Here is a 16,764-nt window from a genome sequence, read left to right as displayed (position 1 = left end):
TACATACAATATATCATGTGTCATGTCACCAGTCAATTAGCCTTGTCTTTTAACATAAAAAGAACATCATTTGTAGATGATGTTCTTTTTATGTTAACTATGAATGTGTCACTAAATACCCTTTAGTATTTAATTCCTCTTCTATAATATCTAATTCATCTTTACTACTAGCTTCAATAGTATGCATATGCATACCGTCAGTTAAACTTAACAGCGTGCTAGCCTTTGTCTCTTTTAGCTTTTCCACAAACTGCTTAACCTCTCTACGCGTTTTTATCATTAAGCCTGCAACTACTTCTCCATAGACAGGATGCATAATAATCACATTTCTTACACGCCCACCATTATCAATAATAGTATTAAGTTCATCCTCAGCTTCATCATGTGTATGCTTAACCCATATTACCCGTTGTAACATGTTAGATGCATCTTGATTAAGAATATACCCTCTTGCAGTAGCCAATATATCATATCCACTTGCACGAAGTAATGCCACATCTTGAACGATAACTTGTCTACTTACTTTAAAATGCTTAGATAAGTATGTTCCACTTATAGGTTTTGTTTCTCTTTCTAATAATTTTAGTATTTCTTCCCTTCTTTGTTCTCCATCCATTGATTACACCCTTCTCTGAACTTATGTTTTAGTTCTATAATCAAATTATAGCAGATAAGTACTAGGGTTGCAAAACATCCTATTCTATAAATAAGTCCCTGGAAACTCAAATTAAACATTTCCACTCATTACTACAATAAATTGTTATTTTCCTATATTCAACTATGAAAAATGATATTTTTCATTCAAGGAAAGCCTTATAAATGAGCTTATATGGCTTCATTTATAAGGCTTTCTTTGATTTATCTATAATATTATTTATTAAGTCTCGCTAAAAGTGTTTCTCTAAGTGATTCAAATCCTTTTTTGCCTAAAAGTGCAAACATATTTTTCTTATATTCTTCTACACCTGGTTGATCAAATGGATTAACTCCTAATAAATAACCACTAATACCACAGGCTTTTTCAAAGAAGTAAATAAGTTGTCCCATATGGTAAGCATCAATAGCTGGTAAGTTAACAACCATATTAGGTACTCCACCATCTACGTGAGCAAGAATAGTTCCTTCATATGCTTTTTTATTAACAAAATCCATTGTTTTTCCAGCTAAATAATTAAGACCATCTAAATCAGATACTTCTTCTTCAAGTACAACATCTTTTCTTGCATTTTCTACATTTATAACTGTTTCGAATAACATTCTTTGACCATCTTGAATATATTGACCTAAAGAGTGAAGATCTGTAGAAAAGTTAACTGATGAAGGATAAAGACCTTTTTGATCCTTGCCTTCACTTTCTCCGTATAATTGTTTCCACCATTCACCGAAATATTGTAAACAAGGTTCATAGTTAACAATAATTTCTGTTGATTTCCCTTTTCTAAGAAGTGCATTTCTTACAGCTGCATATTGGTAGCAAGCATTTTCTTCTAAATTTGGTGTTGCAAACTCGACTCTAGCATCTGCTGCACCTTTCATTAATTCATCAATATCAATCCCTGCTGCTGCAATAGGTAAAAGTCCTACTGGTGTTAAAACGGAGAAGCGACCACCTACATCATCTGGAATAACAAAGGTTTCGTATCCTTCTTCTTTTGCAAGTGTTAATAGAGCTCCTCTTGCTTTGTCTGTTGTTGCAAAGATACGACTTTTAGCTGCTTCTTTTCCATACTTTTCTTCCATAAATTTTTTGAATACACGGAAAGCAATTGCTGGTTCTGTTGTTGTTCCTGATTTTGAAATAACATTAACGCTTACTTCTTTGCCTTCACATACATCTAAAAGGTCCTTTAAGTAAGTTCCAGAAATATTATTTCCTACATAATAAATTTCAGGTGATTTTCTTTGGTCTTTGCTTAATGCATTGTAGAAGGTATGACTTAAAGCATCAATACATGCTCTAGCACCTAAATATGAACCACCAATACCAATTACAATAAGTACGTCTGAATCTTTTTGGATCTTTTCTGCTGCTGCTTTAATACGTGCAAATTCATTTTTGTCATAATCTACTGGTAAATCAATCCAACCAAGAAAATCGTTACCAGCTCCTGTTTTGTCATGTAGCATTTTATGTGCGGTTTCCACATGTTCTTTGAAATATGCTACTTCATGTGCTTGTACTCCTGTTTTAGAGTAGTCAACAGTAATTTTACTCATGAGTTAAACCTCCTAATTTTCGACAGGTTAATTTATTTTTTAACTATTTCATTATAATTCAATTTATCTTTGAATGAAATAGTTAATATTATTCTAGCTACCAAAATTTTTATGATATAATATAACTATTATAAGCACTTTAGTTAATATTTATTATTATAGCTCTCCTCTATAAACATCTTAACTAAATCCCCCCCCATAAATTGATTAATTTATAGGGGGATAGTGTATCTTTTTTATTCTGTATTTTATATCATCAATCACTTAGATGATTAATAAACATAGCAATGTCTTTTTCTGTTAACCTTTCCTTTGATTTTACTTGAGGGACACTTATTTCTTTTTCTTGTTTTTTCTTATTGCAATTTTTTATTGGCTTAGTGTCAAAATCTTTTTTTTGAGCTTTCTTTAATAAAATAAGTTCTTTAGCTTGTCCCTCTTCTAACATTCTTTCATCCTTATTGTTACTTACTTTAGTTTTATTATTTGTTTGAAGAGGATATGTATTTAAAATATAATCTTCTACTAATACAATCATTGCTTCTTTCTTTTCTTCTAGTGCCTTTACAATAATAAATATTTCTACGCCTATTGCTAGTAGTATACTAGAAATAATGACAATTATACCTTCTAAAGAAGTATTAATATTATTGATGAACCCAATGGCCATTTCTAGTATAATAATCCCCCACATAATGTACTTTGCCTTATTAGCTACATTATTTACTCCTATAAAAGTGAATTTACCTATATATTCTTTAAGCAAACTACTTTTTATCATACTATATAAGTCTGTCACTTGATCTTCTTCATTAACGTACTTTTCATGGCGATCTAGAATATCAGCAATAAATGCCACACTCTGCTTTGTTCGATATGCTCTTTTACTTGTATAAATTTGGATACTCTTTTCTATTTCCTTATATTTTTTCTCAAGCATCATATGGCATAAAACAATAATAAATATGATAGCTATTTCAAACAACAATAAGAATATTAACATTTTTTCATCTCCCTTTATCTTATTTACATATTTTAACATTTTTAAAATATTTTGTATATCATTAATTTAATTCTCATACATTTGCTTTTTGCTTAGTCGCTATTAAGTATAAAAAAACAACTAACACAAAATGGTCAGTTGTTTTTTTATACTTAATCATTATTATATGCTATTTATTATTTAATTAATCTTAGTTAGGTAGTAATATCTAGCATCTACATCAATATTACTACTTCCAGTTTGTTCCTTTGCCACATTTCTTCCATCAATAGTAATATAGGTTTTTATGCCGTAGGTTATAGTTGCAGTAAGTTTCTTATTTTGTTCTGCTACAACTGCAGTCTCTACGTTTTCTACAATATATTTATTTACATCTTTGGTCAATGTATTAGGTAACAAAATTCTAATTTTGTATTCTCCATAATTCAACAATCCTGCAGGGTATTTAATTATCATTTTCTTATTCACATTATCTAAAATTATATTTGTAGAAATAGAATTATTGAGTTCATTAGTTAGTGTACTATCATAAGTATATTTAGGTGTTACTGTATCTGTTTCTAGTCCATCTCGTTTATATACCATAAAACGTATACTTTCAGCTCGTGATAAATCAAATGGTGTAATGTCAGTAGCTGCTTTATTGAAATCTATTTCTGCTTGACCTCTTAAAAATTCATCTAGTAGTGGCTTAGTTACTGAAGTATCTTCTTCTAACTTGGTTACAAAATCAATATTAGTTGTAGAAAAAGGAATGATTTTACTTCCGTTGAGTGTCATTGCATTTACGATTGCAGCAGCAAATTTCTTTTCTACGAACTTCATTTTTATGATTGTTAGATTGGGATCACTTGTATCCCTAGCAAATTCTTCTGCATAATAAGTTTTACCTGTTGCAGCATCTACTATCTCCATATAATAGTCCGTTGCTACTCCTAGCTTTTGTGATCCTATGTCTTTTAGATAGCCATAAATTGTACCATTTGAATAATTATCAGGATGTAACTTTAAACTAGGGTCAGAATTACTTCTGATAGAAAAATCTAGTCCTGTTCCTATTTTAGTAACTCCATCCTCTTTATAACATTCAAATGCATATACCTTTAAATTGGGAATGCTATTAGTAACATCAAGCTCACCAATCTTATTATTACTCATAAATACTTCTGATTTTAATGTAACTTTTGAATGTCCTGTATCACGGTTATAACCTCCGCCAAGTGCACTAATAATACTTCCATTATAATTTGCCGCACCAACATAAAGCTCACTTTCAATTGTTATTTTATTCGTACCATGTGAACCTTCTTTACCTGTTCCAATACCAGCAGCTCCACCTGAACCATATGCATGTTGAACTTGCGTATTCTTTATATAAATCTCTTGAAAGCCACGAGAAAGACCTCCGCCTATACCTGCTGCTCCTCCTGAGCCTTGTGCCAATCCAATGATTCCATCCAACAGCTTAATAACTTCATTTCCAGTTCCTTCACACCCTGTTCCTATACCTGCTGCTCCCAATCCACCTATTGCTTCTTGAATAAACGGATCATTATCTACAGGTGTTTCCTCTCCAATAACTATCAGACTACATCCTCTTTCACTACCGCCACCAATTCCTGCTCCTCCTTTAGATGAACCGTCATCAGAACCATATGCTTTTATGATTCCACCTGTTATGGTAACACTTTCAACAGCTCCCTGAGCTCCTGCTCCAATCCCGGCTCCTCCTAGCCTACCTCTAGCTTCAACTTCTCCGCCTTTTATTAATACCTTAAAACCTTTGCCCCCATTATCTTGTGAACCACCACCGATGCCTGCTCCTCTATCTCCACCTTGTGCCTTCACGGTTCCTCCCTCAATGATAATGTTTGTTGCATCAGCTGCCTTCATATATGCAGTACCAATCCCCGCTCCTCCACTTCCTCCTTGAGCGTTGATTATTCCATCTTCAATAATGATATCTTGTTGCTCCGTTGAAGCACTCTCACCAGCCCCAATTCCAGCTGCTAGATTTCCACCTCTAACGTTAATGGTTCCACCTTTAATGACAATTTTTCCGTTTCCTTGCTTTATGGTGTTATAATTACTTCCACCAATTCCAGCCGAACTATTCCCTGCCTGTATTGTCAAGGTTTCTGAATTTGTAGGTGCATCAATTTCTAATGTATTACCCGTATATACGGCTATTCCATTTGCCCCAGTACTTACTATACTATTCTCACCTTCTATGATTAAAGTTGTAATAGAAGTATTTCTTGTTACATCTATTCCATTACCACTTACACTCATTTTTAAATCTTGTATCGTAAGATTTAAAGGTGTTGTTCTTGTTTGTACGACAATAGATAGCCCGCTATATATCTTGCTTGCATTACCTTTAATGGTTATATTGCTTATACTACTTGGTATTTCAATACTCTTATTTCCAGTACTGGTATCTAAACTAGATATATCTAAAATCTTATTGTTTATAGTCGCTAAATAAGCCGCATCTATAGTGCTCCATCCTACTGGGACTATTTCTTCCTTTACTGCAGCTCCTGTATTTTTACCTACAGTTGTGCTATTTCCCTCTGCCAAGATAGGCACTGTGGCAAATGCCATACTAGCACATACTGCATAGACCAATACCCCTTTAAATAGTTTTCTTTTCATACGCTCCGCTCCTTTTAATTATTTTTAATTTGCGATTATAAATATCCACTCTATCTTTTATATTCTTACGAACACATGTAGTCTAATTATATTTTATTATATTTTTCTAACTTTTTCAAATATTGATTATGTATTATCTTGCTGATTCGTCTTAGATTTTAATTACCTTTTATAAGTTCCACCTTGTCTTGGTGTAAATAATTGTCCCCTGTTAGTTATTTGAATGCAATTTATTACACCATCTCTCTTCTGTCCTATCTTTAGTGCTTCTTTCATTAATTCTTTGATTTCAAATCTTGCCTATAAGCAATAAAAAAGGACTAAACTTCATGAAATGTGAACTCCCCTCAATAAGCTAGACCTAAAAGTCTAACTTATTGGGGCACATTATCATGAGCAAGGTTTAGTCCTTTTTTATTGCTTTATTCTTATATTTCCTACCATTAAATCTATGATATTTTATGCAAGGTGTTTTAAGATCCCTTCAATCATCTTACTAGCATTTTTAGCTGCTACATCTACAAATTCTTCGAAGTTAACATCTGCACTTTGGTCTGCTTTATCAGAAATAGCTCTGATAATAACAAATGGTACTTGATTTAAGAAACAAGTATGTGCAATCGCTGCGCCTTCCATTTCTGCACAATATGCTGTAAAAGTAGAATAGATATCTTCTTTTACTTTCATGCTACACACAAATTGGTCACCACTAGCTACTCTTCCTACATATACTTTACCTGCACCTTTAAGCTTTTCTGCAGCTTTTTGAGCGGCTTCAATGAGCTTTTGGTCAGCTTCAAAGTAAGTTTTTTTCATACGTGGAATTTCCCCTCTAGGATTTCCTACTGCTGAAGCATCCATATCGTGCTCTACCGTATCACTAGAAATAACAATATCTCCAATGTTGAGTTCTGGATAAAGACCACCTGCTACTCCTGTATTAATAATGTATTCTGCATGGAATATATCTACTAAAACCTGTGTACATACAGCTGCATTTACTTTACCAATGCCACATCTTACAAGTACAATCTCTTTTTCTCCTACTGTTCCTACGTAGAAAGTCATACCTGCTATTTCTTTTTGCTCTTTAACTTCCATTTTTCTTTTAAGAGATATAATCTCTTCATCCATTGCACCTATAATTCCTATCAACCTTGTATCTCCTTCCACTAAATCGGCTTTTTCATTTAGCATATAATTTATCTTTTCTTTCGTTATAATCTTAAGCTAAATAAGATACTTTGGCAACTGCTTCTCTTTTATTAATTAGATTATGAAATTAATGCCTATCCTTTTAACCTCATAGTTTTTAACAAAATATACTTTGTATATGCCATATATAGGGACATCGTAACTTTTTCTAATAACTTCATTAATTCTGTTTCCTAATAAAATTCAACTAAAGTGTGTATAAAATAGCACAAGCTATTTATATGAATTAATTTGCATTCTTTATTATCAATTAATGTTATATCTTATATAACACCTTGGTATAATATGCTCTCCTTTAATGAAATTATTTCTTAAGCATTGTCTTACTTTAGTTTTCCCAATTGAGCAAGTAGAACTGGCCTCATTTTTTGCCATACCTTTTCTACATTCTCTCCTTCATTTCCCTGCATATCCCAGCCTGCCTTAATATCATCATAATAATCAATTCCCACATCGATCATAACCTGTAACCAGTTATATACCTTCTGTACACTTACTTGATTAGGGTCATAATTAATCGTCAATATACCTTTATCATAATCTACATCAATATTATTAATACCTGGCATTAACGTTATAGCTTTCTGAGCATAGGTCTCATATCTCTTATATTCATCTTCTACTTTTTTAATCTGTGCCACATAAATTTGAAGTTTACCTGGAGTATTGGATACGACTTCTAACTTAATCATATTTTTTATAAATTGTTTTTTTATTCCTAACATATCAAGGCTCCTTTCTTTATAGTTACCTTATGTCATTTCACTTAAGTTTAGACGTATTTCCTCCAATTTTTAAATGGGCACATTCTCCAATATCCTCGAAAACAGTTCTTCCTCCTTGTGTTACCTTAACTTCTATTTTTGAATCTATACACTCATAAACATCCCTAATAAGATGTCCCATTGGCGATGCTATTAGTGGAACATCTTCTTTGCCAAAAACTTTAAGGTCAATTACCTTTGATTTTTCTGTGATAATCAAATGAATATAACCTTTGTAGCGATATAATTTGGCAATATGAGCCCCGGTATAATTAGCATAAATTTCTGTTTTATCATTAAAATAAAAGGGCATAGCAAAAGCAGTATAATAATTCAAAAAAATCGGCATTCTAGCCACTCCTACCATCATGGCAGCATCATGTTTTTGAAAATGATTACACTGCATCCAAAGCCATACATTTGGAAAACTTTTTCCCCAATCCTTGTCTAAAGCTCCTCTTCCTTCATCAAAACTAATTTCTTTATTGTTAAAATTAATTTCTCCCATAATAATATGGGTTAAAGATAATACCTCGTGATAAGAATTTAAAAAAGGCAGCCATTTAATAGGACCCATTAATCCCGGTCTCCAGAATTTTGTTTCTAACTGCTTTCCTTGGGAGAAAATAATCTTCCCGTTTAATTGAAATTTCTCTTCATCTAAATCTAATTGAATAAAGTCTCTTGATAAAACATTATTTTCAATAGTTATACTATCACTAGTATAGCTAAATGCTTCAATAGGGTATTTTACAATACGATTCAAATGCGGTATATTGCTACCTATTTGTATAAAAGCGTATTTTTCTTTTCCTTGTAGTAAAACGCCTAGAACTATACTCAGCATATGTTGTTTTGAGGCATCTACTAAATAGACATGCCATCTTTCAAAGTAATCGGTTTTCTTTAAACTTCCATAAAAAAATTCTTCTTTATTTATAATTCCCATAGTAGCACCTCTTTTTTTCATACTACTATAGTTTTGTCATTTCATTATAAGAATATACTTTTATTTGTCATTGCTTTTAGCAGGATCTTTCTTAGATAAAACGCTATAATTATCTTTAAAAAATTGGTTAAGTCGTTGCATAGAAGCAATCAGTACCTCATTGTCTTGATCTGATAAATTATCTGTCATTGTTCTTACCATTTTTTCATGAAAAGCCTCATGAACACGATAAGCTAATTTTCCCTTTTTAGAGAGTCTTATTTCCACATAACGTCTATCTGTTTCTGACCTTTCCCTTAAAACATATTCTTTCTTAACCAAACGATTAATAGAAGTAGTCAACGTTCCCACTGTGATACCTATTTGACTCGCTACTTCTGTCATTGTTCTATCCTCTAAGCCTATGGCTTCTAAAACATGCATTTCTGTAATAGATAAATCACTAAAGTGTCCATTTTTTAGAGATTCTTTCTCTATATTAAGTATGTCATTAAATAATTCTACTAATAGCTCATTTACAATCTTAATCGAACCTTCCATCTTTCCCTCCGTCGCTCCTTTGACTTCATTTATAAAGCCTTGATAAAGAAAGTTTAAAAGGGTGAACTTATCTTGTCAAGCACTGCTTATAAATTTCTATTTTTTTGTCAATAATTGTTATAGGAGGTGCACAATGAAACTTACTCACGTAGAAGCTTCTAGAAAACTTATTCGTAAGTTTTGGGGGCTTTATATTTTAAACTGCACAGATATACTTTTTACTTATACCTTTTTAAAAACCGGAGGCTTTTACGAAGCTAATCCATTTATGCGTTCTATTGTTACTAATCCTTACTTGTGTTTACTTATAAAAGTTATTTTGCCTGGCATAGCTATACTCTTCTTAGTTCACTACTTAGAGCATAATACAAAACCACTTGCTCATATTTGTCAATGGGCTGCCAATTTTATCATTTTGGTGTATTTTCTTATCAACACCCTGCATATTTACTACTTTTTTACAATCATCTCCTAGAATTTAGCTTGCTTAGCTTTGTAGCCTCATATATACTTATTTTAATATTAACTATAAAATGTGACTTGTTTCAAAGGAACAAATAAAATTCAGTGAGGTACATTATGATTGTCTTTAATTTAATTCGCGGTATGTTTATGGCATTTGCCGATAGTGTTCCAGGTGTTTCAGGAGGTACTATTGCATTTGTTATGGGATTTTATAATCAGTTTATTGATTCTATTAACGCCCTTACATCTCGTTCTTCTAAAGAAGAGAAAAAAGAAGCACTTATTTTTTTATTAAAAATAGGTATAGGCTGGGCAGTAGGTATGATTATATCTATTCTTTTTATTGCTTCTATATTTGATACTTATATTTATCATGTTAGTTCTTTATTCCTTGGCTTTATCATATTTTCCATTCCACTTATTTATAAGGAAGAAAAAGAAACTATCAAAGAAAATACTAAACATGTAATCTATTTACTTCTTGGTATCATTATCGTAGCACTTATTACCTATTTTAACCCTGTTTCAGGTGGTAGTGGGGCTGAAATAAGTAGTAATCAATTTTCTTTCGGCTTAGGCGTATATGCTTTTATTGCAGGTATGATTGCTATCTCTGCTATGGTTTTACCAGGTATTTCAGGTTCTACTTTACTATTAATATTTGGACTATACTCGACTATTATCACAGGTGTAAAAGACATTTTACATTTTAATTTTGCTTCACTTCCTTTAATTATTGTTTTTGGTATAGGTGTATTAGTCGGTATTGTTAGCGTTGTCCGTATTATAAGTAAGCTACTCAAAACTAAACGTTCACAACTTATCTATTTTATTTTTGGTTTAATGATTGGCTCTCTTTATGCTGTTGTTATGGGGCCAACTACTTTAGATATTCCTAAAGCACCCATGTCATTATCCACCTTTAATATTATTTTCTTTATTATAGGCGCGCTTATTATCTTCGGTTTAGAAAAACTTAAAACTATTATGCAGCACTAAATCTTATTGGCTCATTTTTATTATTATTCCTTATAAAATTAAATAAAATCACCATTTACTATTTGTAGTGGTGATTTTATTTAGAAATTTTAGAGAAAAGCTATTCTGTTTACATATAGCTTATTGAAGTAGTTGTTCTCTGGTTCCTACTTCCTATATACAGCATTAGTTTTCCTTTATCCAAAGTCATAAGATGATAGGCCTTAAACATGTAACAAATCTTATGAACTCCTCACTGGTTAATTCTTTGTAAAACACCCTTACATTTACTTTACTAATAGCCTCCAGGTTTTGAGGAGTAACTTAGAAGCTAAATAGCCTAGTAAATAGGGACTAATCGCAAATAATAGACCAGTTTGGAAATATAAATAGGCTTAAACTCTAGAAAAAGAGTTTAAGCCTATTTATACTGCTTTTAATTATTTTATTTCTTGTTTAACTGCTGCACCTACAAAATCTTTGAATAATGGATGAGGTCTATTTGGTCTTGATAAAAATTCTGGATGGAACTGTGCTCCTACGAACCATGGATGCTCTTCAATCTCAACGATTTCTACTAATCTATCATCAGGAGATGTTCCTGTTATTTTTAAACCTTTGCTTGTTAAAAGGTTTCTATATTCATTGTTATATTCATAGCGGTGACGGTGTCTTTCTTCTATTTGTTTTACACCATATGCAGCATATGAATTACTGTTTTCTTTAAGTACACATGGATAAGCTCCAAGTCTCATTGTACCACCTAAATCTTCAATATCTTTTTGATCTGGCATAAGATCAATAACTGGATATTTTGTATTTGGTGCTAACTCTGAGCTATGAGCCCCTTCAAGTCCTGCTACATGTCTTGCAAATTCAATTACTGCACATTGCATACCTAAGCAAATCCCAAAGAAAGGTACTTTATTTTCTCTCGCATAACGTACTGCTTCAATCTTACCTTCTACACCTCTATCTCCAAAGCCTCCTGGTACTAAAATACCTTGTACATCTTTGAAAATTTCAGCCGCATTATCTTTTGTTACTGTTTCTGCATTAATCCAATCAATGTCAATTTCTGTACCATGATAAATTCCTGCATGATGTAATGATTCTACAATTGAAAGATAAGCATCATGTAATTCTACATATTTACCTACTAAAGCAATCTTAGTTACTTTATCTCTATTTCTTTCTTTTTCGATCATTGCTTTCCATTCTGTTAAATCCGGCTGTGGACAATCCATTCCTAATTTTTTACATACAATTTTAGCAAGACCTTCTTCTTCTAACATTAAAGGTACTTGATAAAGTGTCTCTGCATCTAAATTTTGTACAACACAATCCTTATCTACATTACAGAATAATGCCATCTTATATTTCATATCTTCTGAAATAGGATGCTCACTGCGACATACTATAATATCTGGTTGAATACCTATAGAAAGTAACTCTTTTACAGAATGTTGAGTAGGCTTTGTTTTCATTTCCCCTGATTTAGCAAGGTATGGAATAAGTGTTACATGAATGTATAATACATTTTCTCTACCCACATCTGTGGCTACTTGTCTAATTGATTCTAGGAAAGGTAAACTTTCGATATCTCCAACTGTCCCACCAATCTCTGTTATAACAACATCAGATGGCTCGCCAGTATTACCTACACGGTACACACAATCTTTGATCATATTTGTAATATGAGGAATAACTTGTACTGTTGCACCTAAGTAGTCCCCTTTACGTTCTTTGTTAAGAACAGACCAATAGATTTTACCTGTAGTTACATTGCTGTACTTATTTAATTTTTCATCAATAAATCTTTCATAATGCCCTAAGTCTAAATCTGTTTCACTGCCATCGTTTGTTACGAATACTTCTCCATGTTGGTAGGGGCTCATAGTACCGGGGTCTATATTAATATAAGGATCAAATTTTTGAATAGTAACTTTCTTTCCTCTTGCCTTTAACAATCTTCCTAAGCACGCTGCTGTAATCCCTTTGCCTAAGCCAGAAACTACTCCGCCTGTAACAAAAATATATTTTGTAGACATCTTTTTCACCTCAACCGTATATTATATTTCTCACACTAACCTTATTATTTTATTATTATAAAACATTTGTGTCAAGTAATGTAGTCCTATGTTATTTTATTTTAGAATTTGTTTTATTCATTTTTTTATCCTTGTTTTTAAAAACTGATAGTAACTGGAAATTTACTTTGTAAGCTCAACACAAAATTCCCCCATTGCAGAGGGGGAATTTTCACATTTTCTATATCAAACTCATACCTAAATATTATTTACCACTTAAAATCTTGTAACTATTTAATTCTTTTAATGTATCCATTAAATCTGCATATATTCCTGTTAATGCTTTAATAGACTGAGTCGCTGTTACTAACACTTGGTCTGTCTCCTTTAACTCTAAAGAAGCCGTCTTTACACAATCAAAGTTAGTCACTGCACTTTGCGCCTTACTTTGTTTAATGCTACTTTCTACTTCACTCATATACCCTGTCATTGTCTCAATTTCATTTTTAAGTAAATCTGTATTAGTTTTACTATCTTGAATATTTCTGTCTACTTCTTGAATTTCTGTCGTTATTTTTTCAATTCCTATAGTTGTTGCTTCCACTTCTTCACTCGTTTTCATAGAAGCATTCTCTAAATCGCCTAAAAACTGTGTCATATGATCTAGTAGTTCTTTAGTACCATCAGATAGCTTTCTAATCTCCTCTGCAACTACAGCAAAGCCCTTGCCAGCCTCTCCTGCTCTAGCTGCCTCAATAGAGGCATTAAGTGCTAATAAATTAGTTTGTTCTGCAATTGATGCAATACCCGAAATATTACTTGTAACATTCTGAGCTGTTTCTATAAATGTCTTAACCTGTTTCTTCATGGACTTTCCAGTTGCATTAATCTCTGTAATAGTTCCTGTTATAACAACCAAGAGCTGTTCCATATGCTTTGTACGTTCAACAGATGCCTGTATCTTAGCATTCATCTCTTTAACTAATTCCGTCATACCTTGTGATTTTTCAGAGATTATTTCACATTGAGTATTTCTAGAATTACATTCTGCTACTAATGAGTTTTCCAATCCTGATAATTCATTAATATGCTTATTGATGAATTGTCTACTTTCATCAACTTGATGAACTATATGGCTTACTTGCTCATCAAAACCTTCTATTCCTTTAGTCATATTTTGAAGTTTCTTCTTAATAGCAATTATCTCTTCTACTGTTTCTGCTTTTAGAAGTGCTTTTTTACTATTGTTAATTTCTTCTAGTAAGATTTCTAGTTCCCCTTCTGATAGCTTTCTCATCATTTCCACGTTTTGCTTATTATTAAACATGCTCATCCCCACCTTCTAATACTTTTTATCTATTGATATTTTTGTATTTCTAACATAATCTTTTGTATGCCACTAAGCTTCGTTGCCTCTCTCATCTTATTTATATAATTATGACGGTGTTCATATACTTCATTAAGCATCTTACATAAACTTTCTCTATTAAGTTCTTCTTCAAATAGTACCTCACAATAGCCTTTTTTCTTCATTGCCTCCGCATTGAGGATTTGATCACCTCTACTTGCTGCTGCTGAAAGTGGGACAAGAAGACTTGGAATATTAAGTGCAATAATTTCTGCTATTGCATTAGCACCAGCTCTTGAAAGCATAAAGTCCGCTGCCTTTAATAAATGTGCTAATTCCTCTCCTACATATTCAAACTGTTTATAACCTTGCTTATTTAAGAGGCTTTCATCTAGATTATTCTTACCACAAATATGAATTACATTGAACTTAGTTACTATGTCAGGTAAAGCTTCTCTTAGTACTTCGTTAATCTTTCTCGCCCCTAAGCTCCCCCCCATCATTAATAAGGTTGGCTTATCATCTTTAAAACCACAAAGCTCTCTAGCAATCTTTTTATCACCTTTAAATAATTCTTCTCTAATAGGTGAACCTGTGTAAACACCTTTATCTCCAACATATTTTAATGTTTCTTCAAAGTTAACACAAATTGTTTTAGCTTTCTTAATAGCAATTTTATTTGCAAGTCCTGGTGTCATATCAGATTCATGAATGATAACCGGAATTTTAAGTTTGTGCGCAGCTAGTACCACTGGCACTGTTACATAACCACCTTTTGAAAATACCACCTGAGGTTTAATTTCCTTTAACAACTTGCAAGCATCAAAATAGCCTTTTATTACTTTAAAAGGATCTTTTAAGTTTTCTACTGATAAATAGCGTCGTAACTTACCTGAGGCTATGCCGTAATAAGGTATATTAGCTTTTGTGACTAAGTCTTTTTCAATGCCTTGATGACTCCCGATATATTTAATATCCCATCCGGCTTTTTTAAGACTTGGTATTAATGCTAAATTTGGTGTCACATGACCTGCTGTGCCCCCACCTGTAAGTACAATTGTTTTCAACTTTTAGTCCTCCTTTATTTACTTGCCATTTCTATAACAGCTTTTGCTACAGCATCTGCTACACCTGGTGTAAATGGCTGTGGTAAAATATTTTCTTCATTTAATTCTCCGTCACTTACCATACCTGCAATAGCTACGGCTGCTGCAATTTTCATATCTTCTGTAATTTGCCCAGCTCTTGCCATAAGTGCACCTTTAAAAATCCCCGGGAATACAAGTACATTGTTAACTTGGTTTGGAAAATCTGAACGCCCTGTACCTACTACTCTAGCACCTGCTGCTTTTGCTAAATCTGGCATAATCTCTGGTACTGGATTAGCCATAGCAAATACAACTGCATCATGATTCATACTTTTAATCATTTCCTCAGAAACAATCCCAGGCGCTGAAACGCCTACAAATACATCTGCACCTTCAAGAGCTACTTTCAAGTCGCCTCTTAATCCTCTTGGATTCGTTACTTTTGCAAGCTCAGTTTGTGCCCAGTTCATCCAGTCTTCTTTTATTTCTAGTATGCCCATTCTATCTACTACTGTAACATCTTTAAAACCATAATGTAAAAGAAGTTTAGTAATAGCAATCCCAGCTGAACCTGCACCATTAACAACTACTTTAACTTCTTCCTTTTCTTTACCTGCCACCTTAAGTCCATTGATAATCCCTGCTAATACAACAATAGCTGTACCATGTTGATCATCATGAAATACCGGAATATCTAATTCTTTCTTAAGGGCTTCTTCTATTTCAAAGCATCTTGGTGCTGAAATATCTTCAAGGTTAATACCACCGAAGGTAGGTGCGATTTGTTTTACAAATTGAATAATTTCTTTAGTATCTTTTGTATCAATACAAATAGGAATTGCATTGATTCCTGCAAATTCCTTAAAAAGCACCGCTTTTCCTTCCATAACTGGCATTGCTGCCTCAGGTCCAATATCACCTAAACCAAGTACTGCTGTTCCATCCGATATAACAGCAACGGTATTACCTTTCATTGTATATTTATAAACATTTTCTTTATCTGCTGCAATCTCTTTACATGGTTCTGCTACACCTGGTGTATAACATATAGATAGTGCCTCTCTACTATCTACTTTAGCCTTAGAAGTAACTTCCAACTTCCCTTGCCATTTCTCATGCATCTCTAAAGCTTGTTCTCTTAGGTTCATTGTTCTATCTCCTTCTTCCATCCCTTACCTTTAATCATAAAAGGTAGTCTTAGTACCTCCTCCAGTTTGCTTGGCTAACCACAAAAAACTTAGCTCACAAGAACATCTTCCTATCTAGTAATCATCAGTGCTTACTATACTATATATGTTGCTTATGAGCCTTCTTTCATTTTTAGGGTGCCTCTGTTTTCTAGCGGGTACCTTTTATTTATTTTCCTATTATTTTAATAATACTTTTGATTATTTATGAAGTCAATAATTATCCCTTTTATTTATGGTTTATTATTTGATAATTCGGCAATACTTTATAAGAGAAAATAAGGGTAGCATTGCTTTTACATAGCAGATATGTTAAAGTCTT

14 protein-coding genes are annotated in these 16,764 nt (G+C 32.7%); 2 read left to right on the top strand and 12 right to left on the bottom strand.

Annotated features, from left to right (window positions below; genetic code table 11):
• Window positions 1–97: 97 nt before the first annotated feature.
• The 8 genes from EKH84_RS08005 to EKH84_RS07970 all read right to left on the bottom strand — a co-directional run bounded on the left by EKH84_RS08005 (window position 98) and on the right by EKH84_RS07970 (window position 9,346).
• Window positions 98–616, bottom strand: coding sequence for a transcription repressor NadR (locus EKH84_RS08005; RefSeq protein WP_127065900.1), 519 nt, complete (start codon window positions 614–616; stop codon window positions 98–100).
• A 254-nt stretch (window positions 617–870) separates the two neighbouring features.
• Window positions 871–2,217, bottom strand: coding sequence for a glucose-6-phosphate isomerase (locus EKH84_RS08000; protein WP_127065899.1), 1,347 nt, complete (start codon window positions 2,215–2,217; stop codon window positions 871–873).
• A gap of 256 nt (window positions 2,218–2,473) precedes the next feature.
• The gene (locus EKH84_RS07995) at window positions 2,474–3,220 is read right to left on the bottom strand and encodes a hypothetical protein (protein WP_127065898.1); all 747 of its coding nucleotides are present in this window, start codon (window positions 3,218–3,220) and stop codon (window positions 2,474–2,476) included.
• A 180-nt stretch (window positions 3,221–3,400) separates the two neighbouring features.
• The gene (locus EKH84_RS07990; RefSeq protein WP_127065897.1) at window positions 3,401–5,878 is read right to left on the bottom strand and encodes a hypothetical protein; all 2,478 of its coding nucleotides are present in this window, start codon (window positions 5,876–5,878) and stop codon (window positions 3,401–3,403) included.
• 459 nt (window positions 5,879–6,337) lie between these two features.
• Entirely contained in the window at window positions 6,338–7,033 is a 696-nt protein-coding gene (locus EKH84_RS07985) for a 5'-methylthioadenosine/adenosylhomocysteine nucleosidase (RefSeq protein WP_330547595.1), read from the bottom strand.
• Between the two features lie 383 nt (window positions 7,034–7,416).
• Window positions 7,417–7,818 (bottom strand): heavy-metal-associated domain-containing protein, encoded by a 402-nt coding sequence (locus EKH84_RS07980; RefSeq protein WP_013656087.1) that lies wholly within the window; start codon window positions 7,816–7,818, stop codon window positions 7,417–7,419.
• Between the two features lie 37 nt (window positions 7,819–7,855).
• A complete protein-coding gene (locus tag EKH84_RS07975; RefSeq protein WP_190283539.1) occupies window positions 7,856–8,806 on the bottom strand; it encodes a tocopherol cyclase family protein in 951 nt (316 codons plus the stop codon).
• 60 nt (window positions 8,807–8,866) lie between these two features.
• Window positions 8,867–9,346 (bottom strand): MarR family winged helix-turn-helix transcriptional regulator, encoded by a 480-nt coding sequence (locus EKH84_RS07970; protein ID WP_013656085.1) that lies wholly within the window; start codon window positions 9,344–9,346, stop codon window positions 8,867–8,869.
• A gap of 133 nt (window positions 9,347–9,479) precedes the next feature.
• Between EKH84_RS07970 and EKH84_RS07965 the strand changes: the two genes are divergently transcribed.
• Complete coding sequence (locus EKH84_RS07965) at window positions 9,480–9,821, top strand: DUF5658 family protein (protein WP_127065894.1); 342 nt, start codon at window positions 9,480–9,482, stop codon at window positions 9,819–9,821.
• A 104-nt stretch (window positions 9,822–9,925) separates the two neighbouring features.
• Window positions 9,926–10,810 (top strand): DUF368 domain-containing protein, encoded by an 885-nt coding sequence (locus EKH84_RS07960; protein WP_127065893.1) that lies wholly within the window; start codon window positions 9,926–9,928, stop codon window positions 10,808–10,810.
• A gap of 419 nt (window positions 10,811–11,229) precedes the next feature.
• Here EKH84_RS07960 and EKH84_RS07955 read toward each other — a convergent pair whose 3' ends face one another.
• The 4 genes from EKH84_RS07955 to EKH84_RS07940 form a co-directional block, all read right to left on the bottom strand.
• Window positions 11,230–12,840 (bottom strand): CTP synthase, encoded by a 1,611-nt coding sequence (locus EKH84_RS07955; protein ID WP_013656082.1) that lies wholly within the window; start codon window positions 12,838–12,840, stop codon window positions 11,230–11,232.
• Window positions 12,841–13,084: 244 nt separating this feature from the next.
• Window positions 13,085–14,146: a methyl-accepting chemotaxis protein gene (locus tag EKH84_RS07950; RefSeq protein WP_050794668.1), complete on the bottom strand. Its 1,062-nt coding sequence runs from the start codon at window positions 14,144–14,146 to the stop codon at window positions 13,085–13,087.
• Window positions 14,147–14,175: 29 nt separating this feature from the next.
• Window positions 14,176–15,234, bottom strand: a complete 1,059-nt coding sequence (locus tag EKH84_RS07945) for an undecaprenyldiphospho-muramoylpentapeptide beta-N-acetylglucosaminyltransferase (protein ID WP_127065892.1) — start codon at window positions 15,232–15,234, stop codon at window positions 14,176–14,178.
• A gap of 14 nt (window positions 15,235–15,248) precedes the next feature.
• Window positions 15,249–16,403, bottom strand: coding sequence for an NAD(P)-dependent malic enzyme (locus tag EKH84_RS07940; protein WP_013656079.1), 1,155 nt, complete (start codon window positions 16,401–16,403; stop codon window positions 15,249–15,251).
• Window positions 16,404–16,764 lie beyond the last annotated feature (361 nt).

It is taken from the genome of Cellulosilyticum sp. WCF-2, from assembly GCF_003990395.1.
GTDB classification, from domain to species: Bacteria; Bacillota; Clostridia; order Lachnospirales; family Cellulosilyticaceae; genus Cellulosilyticum; species Cellulosilyticum lentocellum.
This window is presented reverse-complemented; position numbering and strand designations above follow the sequence as displayed.

Coding starts and splice junctions, on each gene's coding strand:
- EKH84_RS08005 (WP_127065900.1), bottom strand. CDS start 616: ATGGATGGAGAACAAAGAAGGGAAGAAATACTAAAATTATTAGAAAGA.
- EKH84_RS08000 (WP_127065899.1), bottom strand. CDS start 2,217: ATGAGTAAAATTACTGTTGACTACTCTAAAACAGGAGTACAAGCACAT.
- EKH84_RS07995 (WP_127065898.1), bottom strand. CDS start 3,220: ATGTTAATATTCTTATTGTTGTTTGAAATAGCTATCATATTTATTATT.
- EKH84_RS07990 (WP_127065897.1), bottom strand. CDS start 5,878: ATGAAAAGAAAACTATTTAAAGGGGTATTGGTCTATGCAGTATGTGCT.
- EKH84_RS07980 (WP_013656087.1), bottom strand. CDS start 7,818: ATGTTAGGAATAAAAAAACAATTTATAAAAAATATGATTAAGTTAGAA.
- EKH84_RS07975 (WP_190283539.1), bottom strand. CDS start 8,806: ATGGGAATTATAAATAAAGAAGAATTTTTTTATGGAAGTTTAAAGAAA.
- EKH84_RS07970 (WP_013656085.1), bottom strand. CDS start 9,346: ATGGAAGGTTCGATTAAGATTGTAAATGAGCTATTAGTAGAATTATTT.
- EKH84_RS07965 (WP_127065894.1), top strand. CDS start 9,480: ATGAAACTTACTCACGTAGAAGCTTCTAGAAAACTTATTCGTAAGTTT.
- EKH84_RS07960 (WP_127065893.1), top strand. CDS start 9,926: ATGATTGTCTTTAATTTAATTCGCGGTATGTTTATGGCATTTGCCGAT.
- EKH84_RS07955 (WP_013656082.1), bottom strand. CDS start 12,840: ATGTCTACAAAATATATTTTTGTTACAGGCGGAGTAGTTTCTGGCTTA.
- EKH84_RS07950 (WP_050794668.1), bottom strand. CDS start 14,146: ATGTTTAATAATAAGCAAAACGTGGAAATGATGAGAAAGCTATCAGAA.
- EKH84_RS07940 (WP_013656079.1), bottom strand. CDS start 16,403: ATGAACCTAAGAGAACAAGCTTTAGAGATGCATGAGAAATGGCAAGGG.